Below are 15,444 nucleotides of genomic sequence, written 5' to 3'. Positions count from 1 at the left end.
GTGCTGTTCGCAACTATCGCGACCTGGTGGGCGGCGTCGGCGATCATCGCCGTCGCTGCCGGTGCTCTGGTGGGCATCGTCCTTCCGGTGCTCAGCTACACCGGCCGCTTCTCCACGCCCGCCATCACCACACCCGACGCGGTCGCCGAGGGTCGGGTCCTCCGGACGTTCCCCGGGTCCGGCAGCCGGTACGGCTGGGACCGGGCCTGGCCGCTCTACCTGCCCCATCAGGGCCTGCGCGACGCGACCGCGGTCCGTTCGGGCGCCCTGGCACTCGGCGCCCGGGCGGTCACGTTCGCCCGGTCGCTGTGGTGGCGTCCCGGCGAAGGCGGTGCGCGCACCGCCGCGTCGGTCGCCACCCTGGTGGCGTGGGTCGTCCTCGTGCTCCCGGTGCTCGCGGGGGCGCTGGCCGGGCTGGCGCTCTCGGTCGGCGCGTGGCACCTGGTGATCGCGCTCTTCGGCGGTGCGATCAGCGCCGCCCAGTCGATCGGGATCGGGGTCCGCCGCGCGATCGAGGCCACGCTCCGCACCCAGCGCCGCACCACCTCCCGCTGCCCGCGGTGCTACGCGGTCAACCCGACCCCCAGCTATCTGTGCACCAACACCGGCTGCCTGGTGATCCACCGCGACCTGACCCCCGGTCCGCTCGGGATCTTCCGGCGCCGTTGCGCGTGCCAGACGACCATCCCGGCCACGGTCCGCACCGGAGGGCAGACCCTGGTCGCGGTCTGTCCGGCCTGCAGCCGCGAGCTGCCCAAGGGCAGCGGCACCCGCCAGGTGATGTTCCTGCCGGTCATCGGCGCCGTCGCCTCCGGCAAGACCCAGTTCCTCTCCGGGGCCGTGATGAGCCTCTCCGACCGGGTCAACGCCCACGGCGGCGAGTTCACCCCCATCTCCCCGGTGTCGCGCGCGTTCATCAAGGCGGCCGTGGCGGCGATCACGACTGGTCGGCGGGTGGCGAAGACACCGTGGGACGACCGTCCCGAAGGGCTGCCGTTCCGGCTGTCCCAGGGCACCGTCGACAAGGAGGTGCAGCTGATGGACGCGGCGGGTGAGGCGTTCGCAGACGAGGACCGGTCGCGCGCGCTCGTCTACTTCGACACCGCCGACGTGATCCTGCTGATGCTCGACCCGCTCGCGCTGCCCAAGGTGTCACCGCTGTACGACGCCTCCGACCTCGCCGGCTCCGTGTCGGTCGCCGACGGCGACCCGACCCGGGCCTACGCGAGCGTCGTGCAGCGGCTGAAGGCCGAGAACGTCGACCTGACCGACAAGCACCTCGGGGTGGTGGTCACCAAGGCCGACATCGTCCACGAGCTGATGGGCGAGGACGTCCTCGACGCCGCCGACGGTGGCGCGGTGCGCCGGTGGCTGTCCAGCCGGGGCCTGGACTCGTTCGTGTCCACGATCGAGGACGACTTCGGCAGCGTCGGCTACTTCGCGGTCGACTCCTACACCCAGCGGGACCAGGACGACCCGCTGCACCCGTTCAACGTCCTCGACTGGGCGTTCCACGCGGCCGGGTTCTGGATCGAGGCCATGGCCCGTCCGGAGGCGGACAGCGAGCTGGAAGGCGTGCTGAAGTGAGCACCACGAGAGACGACGTGCCCCCGCACTACCACGCGCTGCGGCTGCTGTGGACCGCCCTGCAGATCGTCCTCCTGCTGGTCGTCGTCTGGCTGCTGGTCCAGGCGGTTCCGCCCGGTGACCTGATCGGCGACGTCAGCGACTGGGCGCGCGACCTGCAGGACGAACTGCTCTGACCGGAGGGCGCCGCGGGGGTCGTCCCACGGCGTCGGGGGCGGTCCGGAGACGCCCCGTGCGCTCCGTAGACTGAGGCCCGTGCCGGCCGCCGTTGAGATCACCGATCTCCGCATGACCTACGGCGGCAAACCAGCCGTCGACGGGCTCTCGCTCGAGGTCGCGCCCACCACCATCACCGCCGTGCTCGGCCCCAACGGCGCCGGCAAGACGACGACGCTGGAGACCTGCGAGGGCTACCGCCGCCCGCACGAGGGCAGGGTCCGCGTGCTCGGGCTCGACCCCGTCGCCGATCACCGCGCGCTGATGCCGAGGATCGGGGTGATGCTCCAGGCCGGCGGCGCATGGAGCGGCGTCCGCGCCGACGAGATGCTGCGCCACGTCGCCCGGCTGCACGCCCACCCGCTCGACACCGGGCTGCTCATGGAGCGGCTCGCCCTCCACGAGTGCGGGCGTACGCCGTACCGCCGCCTCTCGGGTGGCCAGCAGCAGCGCCTCGGCCTCGCCCTCGCGCTCGTCGGCCGCCCCGAGCTGGTCTTCGTCGACGAGCCAACGGCAGGCCTCGACCCGCAGGTGCGCCGCACTGTCTGGGAGCTGCTCGAGGAGCTGCGGTCCGACGGCGTGACCGTCGTGCTGACGACGCACTACCTCGAGGAGGCCGAGCGGCTGGCCGACCAGGTGCACATCCTCGACAAGGGCCGGCTGGTCGCCAGCGGCTCGCCGCTCGAGCTGACCCGTGGCGGCACCGTGGCAACGATCCGCCTGGTCGTCACCCAGCCGTTCCCGCCGGGCGCGCCCGAGTCCCTCGCCTCCGCCTTGGGCCCGACCACCGAGCTCGTCGTCCTCGACCAGCACAGCCTCCAGGTCTCCGGGCCGGCCGACGGCTCGACGCTGGCCGTCGTGTCGCGGTGGTGCGAGGACAACGACGTGCTCCCCGAGTCGCTGACCCTCGGGCAGCGCAACCTCGAGGACGTGTTCCTCGAGCTCACGGGCCGGGAGACAGCGCTGTGACCGGCACCTTCGCACCCGCGCCGGGTGCCGCTCCGCTCGTGCGCCAGGTCCTCGCCCAGGCCGGCATGGAGACCCGTCTCCTGCTGCGCAACGGCGAGCAGCTGCTGCTCGCCGTGGTGATCCCGCTCCTCGTCCTCGTCGGTGCCGTCCGGGGCGCCTCGGCGTTGGACCTGGACTCCCAGCACACCTCGGTCGACGTCCTGACGCCGGGCGTGCTCGCCCTGGCCGTGATGTCCACAGCGTTCACGTCGTTGGCGATCGCGACCGGGTTCGAGCGCCGGTACGGCGTCCTCAAGCGGCTCGGCACCGCTCCCCTGTCCCGCGGCGCGCTGCTCGGCGGCAAGGTCGGCGCGCTGCTGATCGTGGAGGTGCTCCAGTTCGTCGTGATCGGCGCCGCCGGCCTGCTGCTCGGCTGGTCGCCGGACTTCTCCGTGCCCGCCCTGGTCCTCGCGGTCCTCCTCGGGACGGCGGCGTTCGCCGGCCTCGGCATGCTGCTCGCCGGCACGCTGCGGGCCGAGGCGACGCTCGCCGCCGCGAACCTGGTCTACCTGCTGCTGCTGGCGGGTGGTGCCGTCGTACTCCCGGCCGAGGCGTACGGCGGCCTCGGCGATGTCGTGTCGTGGCTCCCGTCGGGCGCCCTCGGTGAGGCGATGCGCGCGGCCTGCGAGGGCACCGTCGCTGCCCGGGAGCTGGTCGTGCTCGCGGCCTGGGCCATCGTCGGCAGCGCCGCAGCGGCGCGGTGGTTCCGGTGGGAGTGACCACCGCCGTGCGCACGGCGCCGTCCCCCCTGCTCGTCCGACTGGCGTGGGCCAACCTGGTCGCGAACATCGGGATCGTCGTGACCGGCGGCGCGGTGCGCCTCACGGGTTCCGGGCTCGGCTGTCCGACCTGGCCGCGCTGCACCGAGGACTCGTACGTCGTCCACGGTGAGCTCGGGATCAACGGAGCGATCGAGTTCGGCAACCGGACGTTGACGTTCGTGCTCGCCGCGATCGCCATCGCCTGCTGGGTGGCTGCGATCCTCCCGGTGCTGCGCGATCGCACCGGTGCCGACAGGCGCCCGTTGATCGTCGCGACCGTCATCGCGCTCGGCGTCCCGGCCCAGGCGTTGATCGGCGGCGTCACCGTCCTCACCGACCTGAACCCCTGGGTGGTCGCGCTGCACCTGCTGGTCTCGTTCGGGATCATCGGCGCCTGCGTGCTGCTGCTGGACATCCTGGTCGGTCGCCCCCGGGCCTGGGCGGTCCCCCGGTCCCGCCAGGCCGCGCTGGCGACGTTCCTCGTCGGCTGGGTCGTGCTCTACCTCGGCACGGTCGTTACCGGTTCCGGGCCGCACAGCGGCGACCAGGAGTCGCGACGTACCGGCCTCGACCCCGGGACGATGTCCCACGTCCACGCGTGGGCGGTCTACGCCCTGGTGGCCCTGACGATCCTCACCGTCGTGCTCGCCCGCCGCGACGGCAACCTGCCGCTGCGGACCGCGGCCCTGGCGCTGCTGGCCACCGAGGCGGTGCAGGCGGTGATCGGCTACTCGCAGTACTTCCTCGACCTGCCGATCGCGCTCGTGCTGCTGCACATGCTCGGGGCGGCGCTCACCGCCGCTGCGCTCGCCTGGCTCGCGATCTCGACCCGGGCGCACCGCACGGCCCGCTGAGGGGGCTCGGGCCGTACGGGCGACGCCGCTCCTCGGGACGTCGGCGTTGGAGCGCGCCGACGTCCCGAGGAATGCGTCCGAGGGAGGACCATTGCTCGACAGCGAGTGGGGACACCCGATCTCGCCGCCCAGCCGGGGACCTCCCCGGTGAACAACTTGGCATGATGCAACCAGCATTTCGGGGAGCGCGGCACAGTTTGGTCAACAGCGCGACCACATCCGATACCAGGTCCTTTGCAGGGCCCGATCAGTGCAGCAGCGGGTCGATGGCGACCGCGACGAACAGCAGCGACAGGTAGAGGTTGCTGCTGTGGAAGAGGTGCATCGGGCGGATCACCGCGAGATCCTCGGTGCCGCGTGCCCGGCGCTCCAGCTGGTGGGCCTGGACCAGGAAGACCGCGCCGAGGACGGCAGCGGCGACCGGATAGACGAGCCCGGTGCCCGCGACCGGCCACAGCAGCAGGCTGGTCGCGACCATGACCCAGCTGTAGGCGACGATCTGCCGGGCGACCACGCGAGCGGACCGGACGACCGGCAGCATCGGCACGTCGACCTGCTTGTAGTCCTCGCGGTAGCGCAGCGCCAGCGCCCAGGTGTGGGGCGGGGTCCAGAAGAACACCACGGCGAACAGGACGAACGGCGCCCAGGCGAGCTCCTCGGTGACGGCGGTCCAGCCGATCAGGGCGGGGAAGCAGCCCGCGATGCCGCCCCAGACGATGTTCTGGGTGGTGCGGCGCTTGAGCAGCATCGTGTAGCCGAAGACGTAGAACGCGATCGCGGCCACCGACAGCCCGGCGGACAGCTCGTTGACCCACGCCCAGAGGACCACCGTGGACAGGATCCCGAGCACGAAGCCGAACACCAGCGCCGCGCGCGGGGTGATGATGTGCCGCGGCAGCGCCCGGCGCCGGGTACGGCGCATCTGCTCGTCGATGTCGCGGTCGTAGACGCAGTTGAAGACCGACGCCGAGCCGGCGGAGAGCGAGCCGCCGAGGACGGTCGCGACGACCAGCCCGAGGTCCGGCACGCCGCCAGCGGCGAAGAACATCACCGGCACCGTGGTGAGGAGCAGCAGCTCGATCACCCGGGGCTTGGTGAGGCCGACGTACGCCATCACGACGTCGCGCGCCGAAGCACGTCCCTCGTGGGCGTCGCCCTGCTCGACGACGCCGTTCACTCCGACGACCAGCCGAGCAGCTGGTCGATCAGGGTCGACGGTCGTCACAATAGGAACCTCACGGCCAGGGATCAGGCAGAGGCGAGTGTATCGGTGTTCACGCTCGGTTCCGCCATTCGGCCCAGGGAGACTGCCTGTCGGCTCGCGTCAGCCGCTGAGTAGGCTCAGACGCATGATCCCGGAGTTGGAGTGGACCGATCTGGACCGCAAGGCGGTCGACACCGTGCGGGTGCTGGCGATGGACTCGGTGCAGAAGGTCGGCAACGGTCACCCGGGCACCGCGATGAGCCTGGCGCCGGCGGCGTACCTCCTCTTCCAGAAGGTGATGCGGCACGACCCTGCCGACCCGAACTGGATGTCCCGCGACCGGTTCGTGCTGAGCGCGGGCCACAGCTCGATCACCCTCTACATCCAGCTCTTCCTCGGCGGCTTCGGACTCGAGCTCTCCGACCTCGAGTCGCTGCGGACCTGGGGATCCAAGACCCCGGGCCACCCGGAGCTCGGCCACACCGCCGGCGTCGAGGTGACCACCGGCCCGCTCGGCCAGGGCGTCGGCAACGCGGTCGGCATGGCGATGGCCGCCCGTCGTGAGCGCGGCCTGCTCGACCCCGACGCCGCGCCCGGTGAGTCGGTCTTCGACCACCACATCTACGCGATCGCGTCCGACGGCGACCTCCAGGAGGGTGTGAGCAGCGAGGCGTCCTCGATCGCCGGCACCCAGGAGCTGGGCAACCTCACCGTCATCTACGACGCCAACCGGATCTCGATCGAGGGCGACACCGACATCGCGTTCAACGAGGACGTCGCCAAGCGCTACGAGGCCTACGGCTGGCACGTCCAGACCGTCGACTGGACCAAGGGCGGCGACCACACCAACGGCGCCGACTACGCCGAGGACGTCCCGGCGCTCTACGAGGCGATCAAGGCCGCCGACGCGGTCACCGACAAGCCCTCGCTGATCGTGCTCCGGACGATCATCGCGTGGCCGGCGCCGAGCGCCCAGAACACCGAGGCCGCGCACGGCTCGGCACTGGGAGCCGACGAGGTGGCCGCCACCAAGAAGGTCCTCGGCTTCGACCCGGCCCGGACGTTCGAGGTGCCCGACGACGTCCTCGAGCACACCCGTTCGCTCCTCGAGCGCGGCAAGGTGTGGGGCGCCGAGTGGGACCGGCAGTACGACGCCTGGGCAGCGAAGCACCATGACCAGGCCACCCTGCTGCACCGGATGCGGGGCCGGGAGCTCCCCGAGGGCATCGAGGCTGCGCTCCCGACCTTCCCGGCAGACGCCAAGGGCGTCGCGACCCGCGCTGCGTCCGGGCAGATCATCAACGCGATCGCGCCGATCATGCCGGAGCTCTGGGGCGGCTCGGCCGATCTCGCCGGCTCGAACAACACGACCATCAAGGGCGTGCCGTCGTTCCTCCCGAAGGACCGGTCCGTCGAGGAGTGGCAGGGCGATCCGCACCACGGCCGGGTCCTCCACTTCGGCATCCGTGAGCACGGCATGGGCGCGGTCATGAACGGCATCGCCGTCCACGGCGGCACCCGCGTCTTCGGCGGCACGTTCCTCACCTTCTCCGACTACATGCGCGGCGCCGTCCGCGTGGCAGCGCTGATGCAGGCGCCCGTCGTCTACGTCTGGACCCACGACTCGATCGGTCTCGGCGAGGACGGTCCGACCCACCAGCCGGTCGAGCACCTCTGGGCGCTGCGCGGCATCCCCGGGCTCGACATCGTGCGCCCGGCCGACGCCAACGAGACCGCCGCGGCGTGGCTGCAGGTCCTCAAGAACACCGACCGTCCGGCGGGCCTGATCCTGACCCGGCAGAACGTCCCGGTCTTCCCCCGCGGCGAGGAAGGGTTCGCGACGACCGACGACGTCGGCAAGGGCGGCTACGTGCTCGTCGAGGCCGCCGGCGGCCAGCCCGACGTGATCCTGATCGGCACCGGGTCGGAGGTGCAGCTCGCGGTCCAGGCGCGGGAGCTGCTGGCCACCGACGGCATCAACGCACGCGTGGTCTCGATGCCCTCGATCGAGTGGTTCGAGCAGCAGACCCAGGCCTACCGCGACGAGGTCATCCCGCCGACGGTGAAGGCCCGGGTCAGCGTCGAGGCGGGCATCCGGCAGGGCTGGCGCGAGTACGTCGGCGACGCCGGCCGGATGGTGAGCCTCGAGCACTTCGGCGCCTCAGCCGACGGCGCCCGGATCTTCCGCGAGTTCGGCTTCACCGCAGAGAACGTCGCGCAGGCGGCCAAGGACAGCATCGAGGACGCCGCGAAGTAACCCCGCACGATTCACGAAGGAGAACCCCGGTGAGCGATCGTCTGAAAGCACTGGCCGACGCCGGTGTGTCCATCTGGCTCGACGACCTGTCGCGCGAACGGATCGAGACCGGCAACCTGGCCGATCTCGTCAAGGAGAAGTCGGTGGTCGGCGTCACGACGAACCCGACCATCTTCGCCGCGGCGATCTCCGACGGGGAGCGGTACGACGAACAGGTGCGCGCCCTCGTCGCCGACGGGGCCGACGTCGACCGGGTGGTGTTCGACCTGACCACCGACGACGTACGGAACGCCTGCGACATCCTGGCGCCGGTCGCCGAGGCAACCGCCGACGACGGCCGGGTGTCGATCGAGGTGGAGCCGACGCTGGCCAACGACACCGACGCGACCATCGCCTCCGCGAAGGCACTGTGGGCGGCGGTCGACCGGCCGAACGTGCTGATCAAGATCCCCGCCACCCTCGAGGGGCTGCCGGCGATCACCGCCGCCATCGCCGAGGGGATCAGCGTCAACGTGACCCTGATCTTCTCGACCGAGCGCTACCAGGCGGTCATGGACGCCTACCTGTCCGGGCTCGAGCAGGCCAAGGCCAACGGCGTCGACCTCGCGACGATCCGCTCGGTCGCGTCGTTCTTCGTCTCCCGGGTCGACACCGAGATCGACGCCCGCCTGGACAAGATCGGCACCGAGGAGGCGCTGGCGCTGCGCGGCAAGGCAGCCGTGGCGAACGCCCGGATCGCGTACGCCGCCTTCGAGGAGGTCCTCGCATCGGAGCGCTGGCAGGCTCTCGCCGCCGCGGGGGCGAACGTGCAGCGCCCGCTGTGGGCGTCGACCGGCGTGAAGAACCCGGACTACCCGGACACCCTCTACGTCACCGACCTGGTCGTCGCCGACACGGTCAACACGATGCCGGAGAAGACGCTGGAGGCGTTCGCCGACCACGGCGAGGTCACCGGCGACCAGGTGACCGGCAGGGCCGTGGAGGCACAGGAGCTCTTCGCCCGGCTGGCCGACGCCGGCGTCGACATGAGCGACGTGTTCGAGGTCCTCGAGACCGAGGGCGTCGACAAGTTCAAGAAGTCATGGCTCGAGCTGCTCGAGACGGTCAAGGGGCAGATGGGCTGACCGGCCCGCTGCGGTCAGGAGCACGTGGTGAGCGATCAGTCCCCGGTGGACCCGACGACGACCGCGGCTTGGGCGCGCCTGACGACGCTCGCCGCCGCCGGACCACCCGATCTGCGGCGCGCCTTCGCTGACGACCCGGAGCGGGTGGACCGGCTGACGTTCGCCGCCGGCGAGCTGCTGGTCGACCTCTCCAAGAACCTCGTCGACGAACCCGTGCTCGACGCCCTGCTCGCGCTGGCGCGTGAGGTCGGGCTCGAGCAGCGCCGCGATGCGATGTTCGCGGGCGAGCACATCAACGTCACCGAGGACCGCGCGGTGCTGCACACCGCACTACGCGACCCGGTCGGCGTCCAGCTGGAGGTCGACGGCCAGGACACCGTGGCCGACGTGCACAGCGTGCTCAAGCGGGTCTACGCCTTCGCGGAGCAGGTGCGGACGGGCCAGTGGCTCGGTGTCACCGGCCAGCGGATCCGCACGGTGGTCAACATCGGGATCGGCGGGTCGGACCTGGGGCCGGTGATGGCCTACGAAGCGCTCAAGCCCTACCGCCAGGACGGGATCGAGTGCCGCTTCATCAGCAACATCGACCCGACGGACGCGGCCGAGACGCTGGCCGGCCTTGACCCGGCCACGACGCTGTTCATCGTCGCCAGCAAGACGTTCGGCACCCTCGAGACGCTCACGAACGCGCGGCTGTGCCGGAGCTGGCTGCTCGACGGTCTCGGCGGAGCGCCCGGCGCCGTCGCGAAGCACTTCGTCGCCGTGTCGACCGCGCTCGACAAGGTCGAGGCGTTCGGCATCGACCCGGCCAACGCGTTCGGTTTCTGGGATTGGGTCGGTGGCCGCTACTCCGTCGACTCCGCCATCGGCACCTCGCTCGTGATCGCGATCGGCCCGGAACGGTTCGCGGAGTTCCTCGCGGGCTTCCACACCATCGACGACCACTTCTGCGACGCACCCCTCGACCAGAACGTCCCGGCCCTGATGGGCCTGCTGAACATCTGGTACGTCAACTTCCTCGGCGCGCACACGCACGCCGTACTCCCCTATGCCCAGTCACTGCACCGGTTCGCGGCCTACCTGCAGCAGCTGACCATGGAGAGCAACGGCAAGGGGGTGCGCTGGGACGGCTCGCCGGTGACGACCGACACCGGGGAGATCTTCTGGGGCGAGCCCGGCACCAACGGCCAACACGCGTTCTACCAGCTGATCCACCAGGGCACCCGGCTGATCCCGGCCGACTTCATCGCCTTCGCCAACCCGGCTCATCCGCTCCGGGACGGCGACGTCGACGTCCACGAGCTGTTCCTCGCGAACTTCTTCGCGCAGACCAAGGCGCTGGCGTTCGGCAAGACCGCCGACGAGGTGCGGGACGAAGGTGGCGCCAGCTCCGGCCAGGAAGCGATCGTCCAGGCGAGGGTGTTCCCGGGCAACCGGCCCACCACGTCGATCATGGCGCCCGAGCTCTCACCGGCGGTCCTGGGCCAGCTGATCGCTCTCTACGAGCACATCACCTTCACCCAGGGCGTGGTGTGGGGCATCGACAGCTTCGACCAGTGGGGTGTCGAGCTGGGCAAGCAGCTCGCCCAGCAGGTCACGCCCGCGGTCGCCGGCGACGAGACAGCGCTCGCGCAGCAGGACGCGTCGACCAGGGCGCTCATCGACTACTACCGAAAGCACCGAGACCCGTGACGACCGACGACCGACCGGCACCCCTGATCGAGGTCCACACCGACCCGGAGACGCTCGCGACCGCGGTGGCCGGTGAGCTGCTCAACCGGATCGCCGACGCCCAGGCGGCCGGTCACGTCCCGGACATCGGCCTCACCGGCGGCACCATCGCCGACGCCATCCACCGGGAGGTCGCCCGGATGGCTGCGGACTCCGGCGTCGACTGGGGTGCGGTGCGGTTCTGGTTCGGAGACGAGCGGTTCGTCGATGCCGACTCCCCCGACCGCAACGCGGTCCAGGCCCGCGCGGCCTTCCTCGACGAGGTCGGCGCGACGCGGGTGCACGAGGTGCCGGCAGCGGACCAGGCCCCGGACGCCGAGTCGGCCGCGTCGTCGTACTCCTCGACGGTGCGGGCCGAGGGCAACGGCGGCTTCGACGTCCTCATGCTCGGCGTCGGCCCCGACGGCCACATCGCGTCGCTCTTCCCCGGACACCCCGGCCTCGACGTCACCGACGCCATCGCGACCGCCGTCCACGACTCCCCCAAGCCGCCGCCGGACCGGGTGACGCTCACGTTCGAGGCCCTCGACCGCTCCCAGGCGGTGTGGTTCCTCGTCTCGGGCGACGCCAAGGCCGACGCCGTCGCCCGGGCGCTCGCCGACGACGGCACCATCGCCGAGACCCCCGCCCGCGGCGTCAAGGGCCGGGCCGAGACCACCTGGTTCCTCGACCACGCCGCCGCCAGCAAGCTCTGACCCCCGCGAAGTGTCACTCTTGGTCGCGCGAAGTGTCACTCCTGGTCGCGCGAAGTATTAAACCTGGTCGCGCGAAGGATGACATCTCGAGCGACCAACGCTGACACTTCGAGGCGCCAACCCTGACACTTCGGCGGGTCAGAAGATGATCTCGCCGGACTTGCGGCGGGAGCGGAGGAGCTGGATCGCCTCATCGAGGATGACCTCGGCCTCCTTGTCGGAGCGGCGCTCCTTCACGTAGGCGAGGTGCGTCTTGTAGGGCTCGATCTTCGGCGCCGGAGGGGCGTTCTCGGAGTCGAGGCCGGCCGGGAGGCCGCACTTCGGGCAGTCCCAGGAGTCGGGCACGACGGCCTCGACCGAGAATGCGATCACGGATCGGTGCCCGTGTGCGCAGAAGTAGGTCACGGCCTGACGGGGTGCGGCTTCGCCACGCTCGGCCTCACCCATCGGGCCTGCGCCTACACGACTACCGCGGATCGCGTTGCCACCACCAGCCAACGGACTCTCTCCTCAGCTCGGACCGGCGGAGCCGGACACGTTCTTCATTCGGGGGGTCGATCTCGGGGTCGGGGGTCGGTCTCGGAGCTAGCTCACTGGTAGGCCAGCAGGAGGCCGAGGGCGATGACACAGGCGAACCAGATGACACCGATGCCGATCGTGAATCGGTCAAGGTTCCGCTCGGCGATCGACGATCCTCCCAGTGAGCTGGAGACGCCGCCACCGAACATGTCCGAGAGTCCGCCGCCACGCCCCTTGTGCAGCAGCACCAGCAGGATCATCAACACACTGGTGAGCACAAGCAGGACGGTGAACACGGTTTCCAACACGGCAGGATCCTACGTCAGCACCGGTGCCCGGCCGAAGCCGGGACACCGGAGTGGACACTGATGGCGCGTCGCCCTGTTCCGGTCACAGCGCCGGCATGTCGTAGAAGCGGCAGATGCCACCGAACTCGTCCGCCTGGAGGCTCGCGCCACCGACCAGGCAGCCGTCGATGTCAGGCTGCGCCATGATCCCGGCGACGTTCGCGGCCTTCACCGAGCCGCCGTACTGGATCCGTACGGCGTCGGCGACGTCGGCGCCGTAGGACTCCTTGACCTGGGCCCGGATCGCGGCGCAGACCTCCTGCGCGTCCTCCGGTGTGGCCACCTCCCCGGTGCCGATCGCCCACACGGGCTCGTAGGCGATCACGAGCGCGGCGACCTGCTTCGCCGTCAGCCCGGCGAGAGAGCCGACGACCTGGGCCGTGCAGTAGGGCACGTGCGTGCCCTCCTTGCGGATGTCCAGGCCCTCGCCCACGCAGACGATCGGCGTGATCTTGGCGCCGATGGCCGCCTTCGCCTTCGCCGCGACGAGCTCGTCGGTCTCGGCGTGGAACTGGCGGCGCTCCGAGTGGCCGACCGTCACGTACGAGCAGCCGAGCTTCGCCAGCATGCCAGCCGAGATCTCGCCGGTGTAGGCGCCCGACTCGTGCACCGAGACGTCCTGCGCGCCGTACTTGATCGACAGCCGGTCACCGTCGACCAGCGTCTGGACGGACCGGATGTCGGTGAACGGCGGAAGTACGGCGACCTCGACCTTGCCGAAGTCGTGCCGCTTGTCCGAGAGGGTCCACGCGAGCTTCTGGACCAGCACCACCGCTTCCTGGTGGTTCAGGTTCATCTTCCAGTTGCCCGCCATGATCGGCGTGCGTCCGCCGTTGGACACAGTGCTTGCCATTCGGTTCTCAGCTTTCCAGGACGGTGATGCCGGGGAGTTCCTTGCCCTCGAGGTATTCGAGGCTGGCGCCACCACCGGTGGAGATGTGGCCGAACGCGTCTTCGTCGAAGCCGAGCTTGCGGACCGCAGCCGCCGAGTCGCCGCCGCCCACGACGGTCAGCCCGCCGGCAGCCGAGACCCTGGTGAGCGCCTCGGCGACCGCCTTGGTGCCGGCTGCGAACGCGTCGACCTCGAACACGCCCATCGGGCCGTTCCAGAAGACGGTCCGCGCGTCGGACAGTGCCCGCGCGTAGCTCGCGGCGCTCTCCGGGCCGATGTCGAGACCGAGGCTGTCGGCAGGGATCTCCGACGACGGAACCGAACCCGGCGCCGGCGTCCGGTCGCCCGAGGGGAACTCGGTGTCGACGATGATGTCGGACGGGAGCACCAGCTCCACGCCGGCCTCCCGCGCCCGGCGCAGGTAGTCGCGGCAGGTGTCGAGCTGATCCTCTTCGAGCAGGCTCTTGCCGACCTCGTGACCCTCAGCGGCGAGGAAGGTGAACACCATCCCGCCGCCGATGAGCAGCTTGTCGGCCTTGCCGAGCAGGTTGTCGATGACACCCAGCTTGTCGGACACCTTCGAGCCGCCGAGCACGACCACGTACGGGCGCTCGGGCTTGACGGTGAGCCGCCGGAGCACGTCGATCTCGGCCGCGACCAGGCCGCCCATCGCGTGCGGCAGCCGCTGCGCGACGTCGTAGACCGACGCCTGCTTGCGGTGCACGACACCGAAGCCGTCGGAGACGAACGCGCCGTCAGGACCGGTGAGCGCCACCAGCTGGTCGGCGAACGCACCGCGCTCGGCGTCGTCCTTGCTGGTCTCGCCCGGGTTGAAACGCACGTTCTCCAGCACCGCGACCTGGCCGTCGGCCAGCGCGGCCACGGTCTCCTTCGCGGAGTCACCCACGGTGTCGGTCGCGAACGCGACCTCCTGGCCGAGCAGCTCGCCGAGCCGGGCTGCGACCGGGCCGAGGGAGTACGCCGGCTCGGGCGCGCCCTTCGGGCGGCCGAGGTGCGCCGTCACGACCACCCGGGCGCCGGCGTCCGCCAGTGCCTTGATGGTCGGGACGCTGGCCCGGATCCGGCCGTCGTCGGTGATCGTCGTACCGTCCAGCGGCACGTTGAGGTCCGACCGGACGAGGACTGTCTTTCCGCTGACCTCGCCGAGTCCCGCGTACTCCCCCACCGTCAGAGGGTGGCGCCGACGTGGACGATCAGGTCCGCGAGGCGGTTGGAGTAGCCCCACTCGTTGTCGTACCAGCCCGCGACCTTGACCTGGTTGCCGATGACCTTGGTCAGCGGCGCGTCGAAGATGCAGGACGCCGGGTCGGTGACGATGTCCGAGGACACGATCGGGTCGGTGGAGTAGCGGAGGATCTTGCCGTCTGCGGCAGCCTTCACGATCTCGTTGACCTCCTCGACGCTGGTCTCACGCGCCGCCTCGAACGAGAGGTCGGTGAGTGAGCCGGTCGGGGTGGGCACGCGGAGCGCGTAGCCGTCGAGCTTGCCCTTGAGCTCGGGCAGCACCAGGCCGATCGCCTTAGCGGCGCCGGTCGACGTCGGCACGATGTTGAGCGCGGCAGCGCGGGCGCGACGCGGGTCCTTGTGGATGTTGTCGTGCAGGTTCTGGTCGGCGGTGTAGGCGTGGATGGTGGTCATCAGGCCCTTGTTGATGCCGAGACCGTCGTTGAGCGCCTTCGCCATCGGGCCGAGGCAGTTGGTCGTGCACGACGCGTTGGAGATCACGGTGTGCTGCTCGGGGTCGTAGAGCCCGTCGTTGACGCCCATCACGATGGTGATGTCCTCGTTGGAGGCGGGCGCGGAGATGATGACCTTCTTGGCGCCGCCGCCGTCGACGTGCGCGCGGGCCTTGGTGGCGTCGGTGAAGAAGCCGGTGGACTCGACGACGACGTCGACGCCCAGGTCGGCCCACTTGAGCATGGCCGGGTCGCGCTCGGCGAACGCCTTGATCTCGGTGTCGCCGACGACGATCGCGTCGCTGGTCGAGCTCACGTCCGCGTCGAGGCGGCCGAGGATCGAGTCGTACTTGAGAAGGTGCGCCAGCGTGGCGTTGTCGGTCAGGTCGTTGACGCCGACGATCTCGATGTCGAGTCCGCTGGCGCGCACTGCGCGGAAGAAGTTACGGCCGATCCGGCCGAAGCCGTTGATGCCTACACGAACGGTCACAGCAATGTTCTCCTGGTCTCGGTGGTGGGTGTTTGGTCACCCGCCTTGACGGAAGTTGCGGG

14 protein-coding genes and 1 pseudogene are annotated in these 15,444 nt (G+C 70.6%); 9 read left to right on the top strand and 6 right to left on the bottom strand.

Annotated elements, in window-relative coordinates; translation table 11 throughout:
- From D0Z08_RS18690 to D0Z08_RS18670, 5 genes and pseudogenes are all read left to right on the top strand, one after another.
- Positions 1–1,587, top strand: coding sequence for a TRAFAC clade GTPase domain-containing protein (locus D0Z08_RS18690; protein WP_118926775.1), 1,587 nt, complete (start codon positions 1–3; stop codon positions 1,585–1,587).
- Complete coding sequence (locus D0Z08_RS18685; protein ID WP_118926774.1) at positions 1,584–1,763, top strand: hypothetical protein; 180 nt, start codon at positions 1,584–1,586, stop codon at positions 1,761–1,763. Before D0Z08_RS18690 ends, D0Z08_RS18685 begins: the two co-directional genes overlap by 4 nt.
- A 112-nt stretch (positions 1,764–1,875) precedes the next feature.
- Positions 1,876–2,535: pseudogene (locus D0Z08_RS18680) on the top strand (ABC transporter ATP-binding protein); the annotation flags it as partial.
- Between the two features lie 233 nt (positions 2,536–2,768).
- Positions 2,769–3,530 carry an ABC transporter permease gene (locus tag D0Z08_RS18675; RefSeq protein ID WP_245994108.1) on the top strand — a complete coding sequence of 254 codons (762 nt, stop codon included), beginning with the start codon at positions 2,769–2,771 and terminating at the stop codon, positions 3,528–3,530.
- Positions 3,521–4,426: a COX15/CtaA family protein gene (locus D0Z08_RS18670; RefSeq protein ID WP_118926773.1), complete on the top strand. Its 906-nt coding sequence runs from the start codon at positions 3,521–3,523 to the stop codon at positions 4,424–4,426. The genes D0Z08_RS18675 and D0Z08_RS18670 overlap by 10 nt, the downstream gene beginning before the upstream one ends.
- 247 nt (positions 4,427–4,673) lie before the next feature.
- Here D0Z08_RS18670 and D0Z08_RS18665 read toward each other — a convergent pair whose 3' ends face one another.
- Positions 4,674–5,651, bottom strand: a complete 978-nt coding sequence (locus D0Z08_RS18665) for a heme o synthase (RefSeq protein WP_425454064.1) — start codon at positions 5,649–5,651, stop codon at positions 4,674–4,676.
- 124 nt (positions 5,652–5,775) lie between these two features.
- Here D0Z08_RS18665 and tkt point away from each other — a divergent pair, with 124 nt between their 5' ends.
- From tkt to pgl, 4 genes are read left to right on the top strand one after another with little or no spacing between them, the layout of a single operon-like run.
- A complete protein-coding gene (gene tkt / locus D0Z08_RS18660) occupies positions 5,776–7,887 on the top strand; it encodes a transketolase (RefSeq protein ID WP_118926772.1) in 2,112 nt (703 codons plus the stop codon).
- 29 nt (positions 7,888–7,916) lie between these two features.
- Positions 7,917–9,011, top strand: a complete 1,095-nt coding sequence (tal, locus tag D0Z08_RS18655) for a transaldolase (RefSeq protein WP_118926771.1) — start codon at positions 7,917–7,919, stop codon at positions 9,009–9,011.
- Between the two features lie 27 nt (positions 9,012–9,038).
- On the top strand, positions 9,039–10,703 hold the full coding sequence (gene pgi, locus D0Z08_RS18650) for a glucose-6-phosphate isomerase (protein ID WP_118926770.1): 1,665 nt from the start codon (positions 9,039–9,041) through the stop codon (positions 10,701–10,703).
- Positions 10,700–11,437: a 6-phosphogluconolactonase gene (gene pgl / locus D0Z08_RS18645; RefSeq protein ID WP_118926769.1), complete on the top strand. Its 738-nt coding sequence runs from the start codon at positions 10,700–10,702 to the stop codon at positions 11,435–11,437. The genes pgi and pgl overlap by 4 nt, the downstream gene beginning before the upstream one ends.
- Before the next feature lie 138 nt (positions 11,438–11,575).
- Here the strand turns inward: pgl and D0Z08_RS18640 are convergent, their stop codons facing one another.
- From D0Z08_RS18640 to gap, 5 genes are all read right to left on the bottom strand, one after another.
- Positions 11,576–11,935: an RNA polymerase-binding protein RbpA gene (locus D0Z08_RS18640; protein ID WP_118926768.1), complete on the bottom strand. Its 360-nt coding sequence runs from the start codon at positions 11,933–11,935 to the stop codon at positions 11,576–11,578.
- A 92-nt stretch (positions 11,936–12,027) separates the two neighbouring features.
- Entirely contained in the window at positions 12,028–12,261 is a 234-nt protein-coding gene (secG, locus tag D0Z08_RS18635; protein WP_118926859.1) for a preprotein translocase subunit SecG, read from the bottom strand.
- An 85-nt stretch (positions 12,262–12,346) separates the two neighbouring features.
- Positions 12,347–13,156, bottom strand: coding sequence for a triose-phosphate isomerase (gene tpiA / locus D0Z08_RS18630; RefSeq protein WP_182481382.1), 810 nt, complete (start codon positions 13,154–13,156; stop codon positions 12,347–12,349).
- A 7-nt stretch (positions 13,157–13,163) separates the two neighbouring features.
- Positions 13,164–14,381 carry a phosphoglycerate kinase gene (locus D0Z08_RS18625; RefSeq protein ID WP_118926767.1) on the bottom strand — a complete coding sequence of 406 codons (1,218 nt, stop codon included), beginning with the start codon at positions 14,379–14,381 and terminating at the stop codon, positions 13,164–13,166.
- A 2-nt stretch (positions 14,382–14,383) separates the two neighbouring features.
- Complete coding sequence (gap, locus tag D0Z08_RS18620) at positions 14,384–15,382, bottom strand: type I glyceraldehyde-3-phosphate dehydrogenase (RefSeq protein ID WP_118926766.1); 999 nt, start codon at positions 15,380–15,382, stop codon at positions 14,384–14,386.
- Positions 15,383–15,444 lie beyond the last annotated feature (62 nt).

Origin of the sequence: Nocardioides immobilis (assembly GCF_003515065.1) — a bacterium.
Classification (GTDB): domain Bacteria; phylum Actinomycetota; class Actinomycetes; order Propionibacteriales; family Nocardioidaceae; genus Nocardioides; species Nocardioides immobilis.
This window is presented reverse-complemented; position numbering and strand designations above follow the sequence as displayed.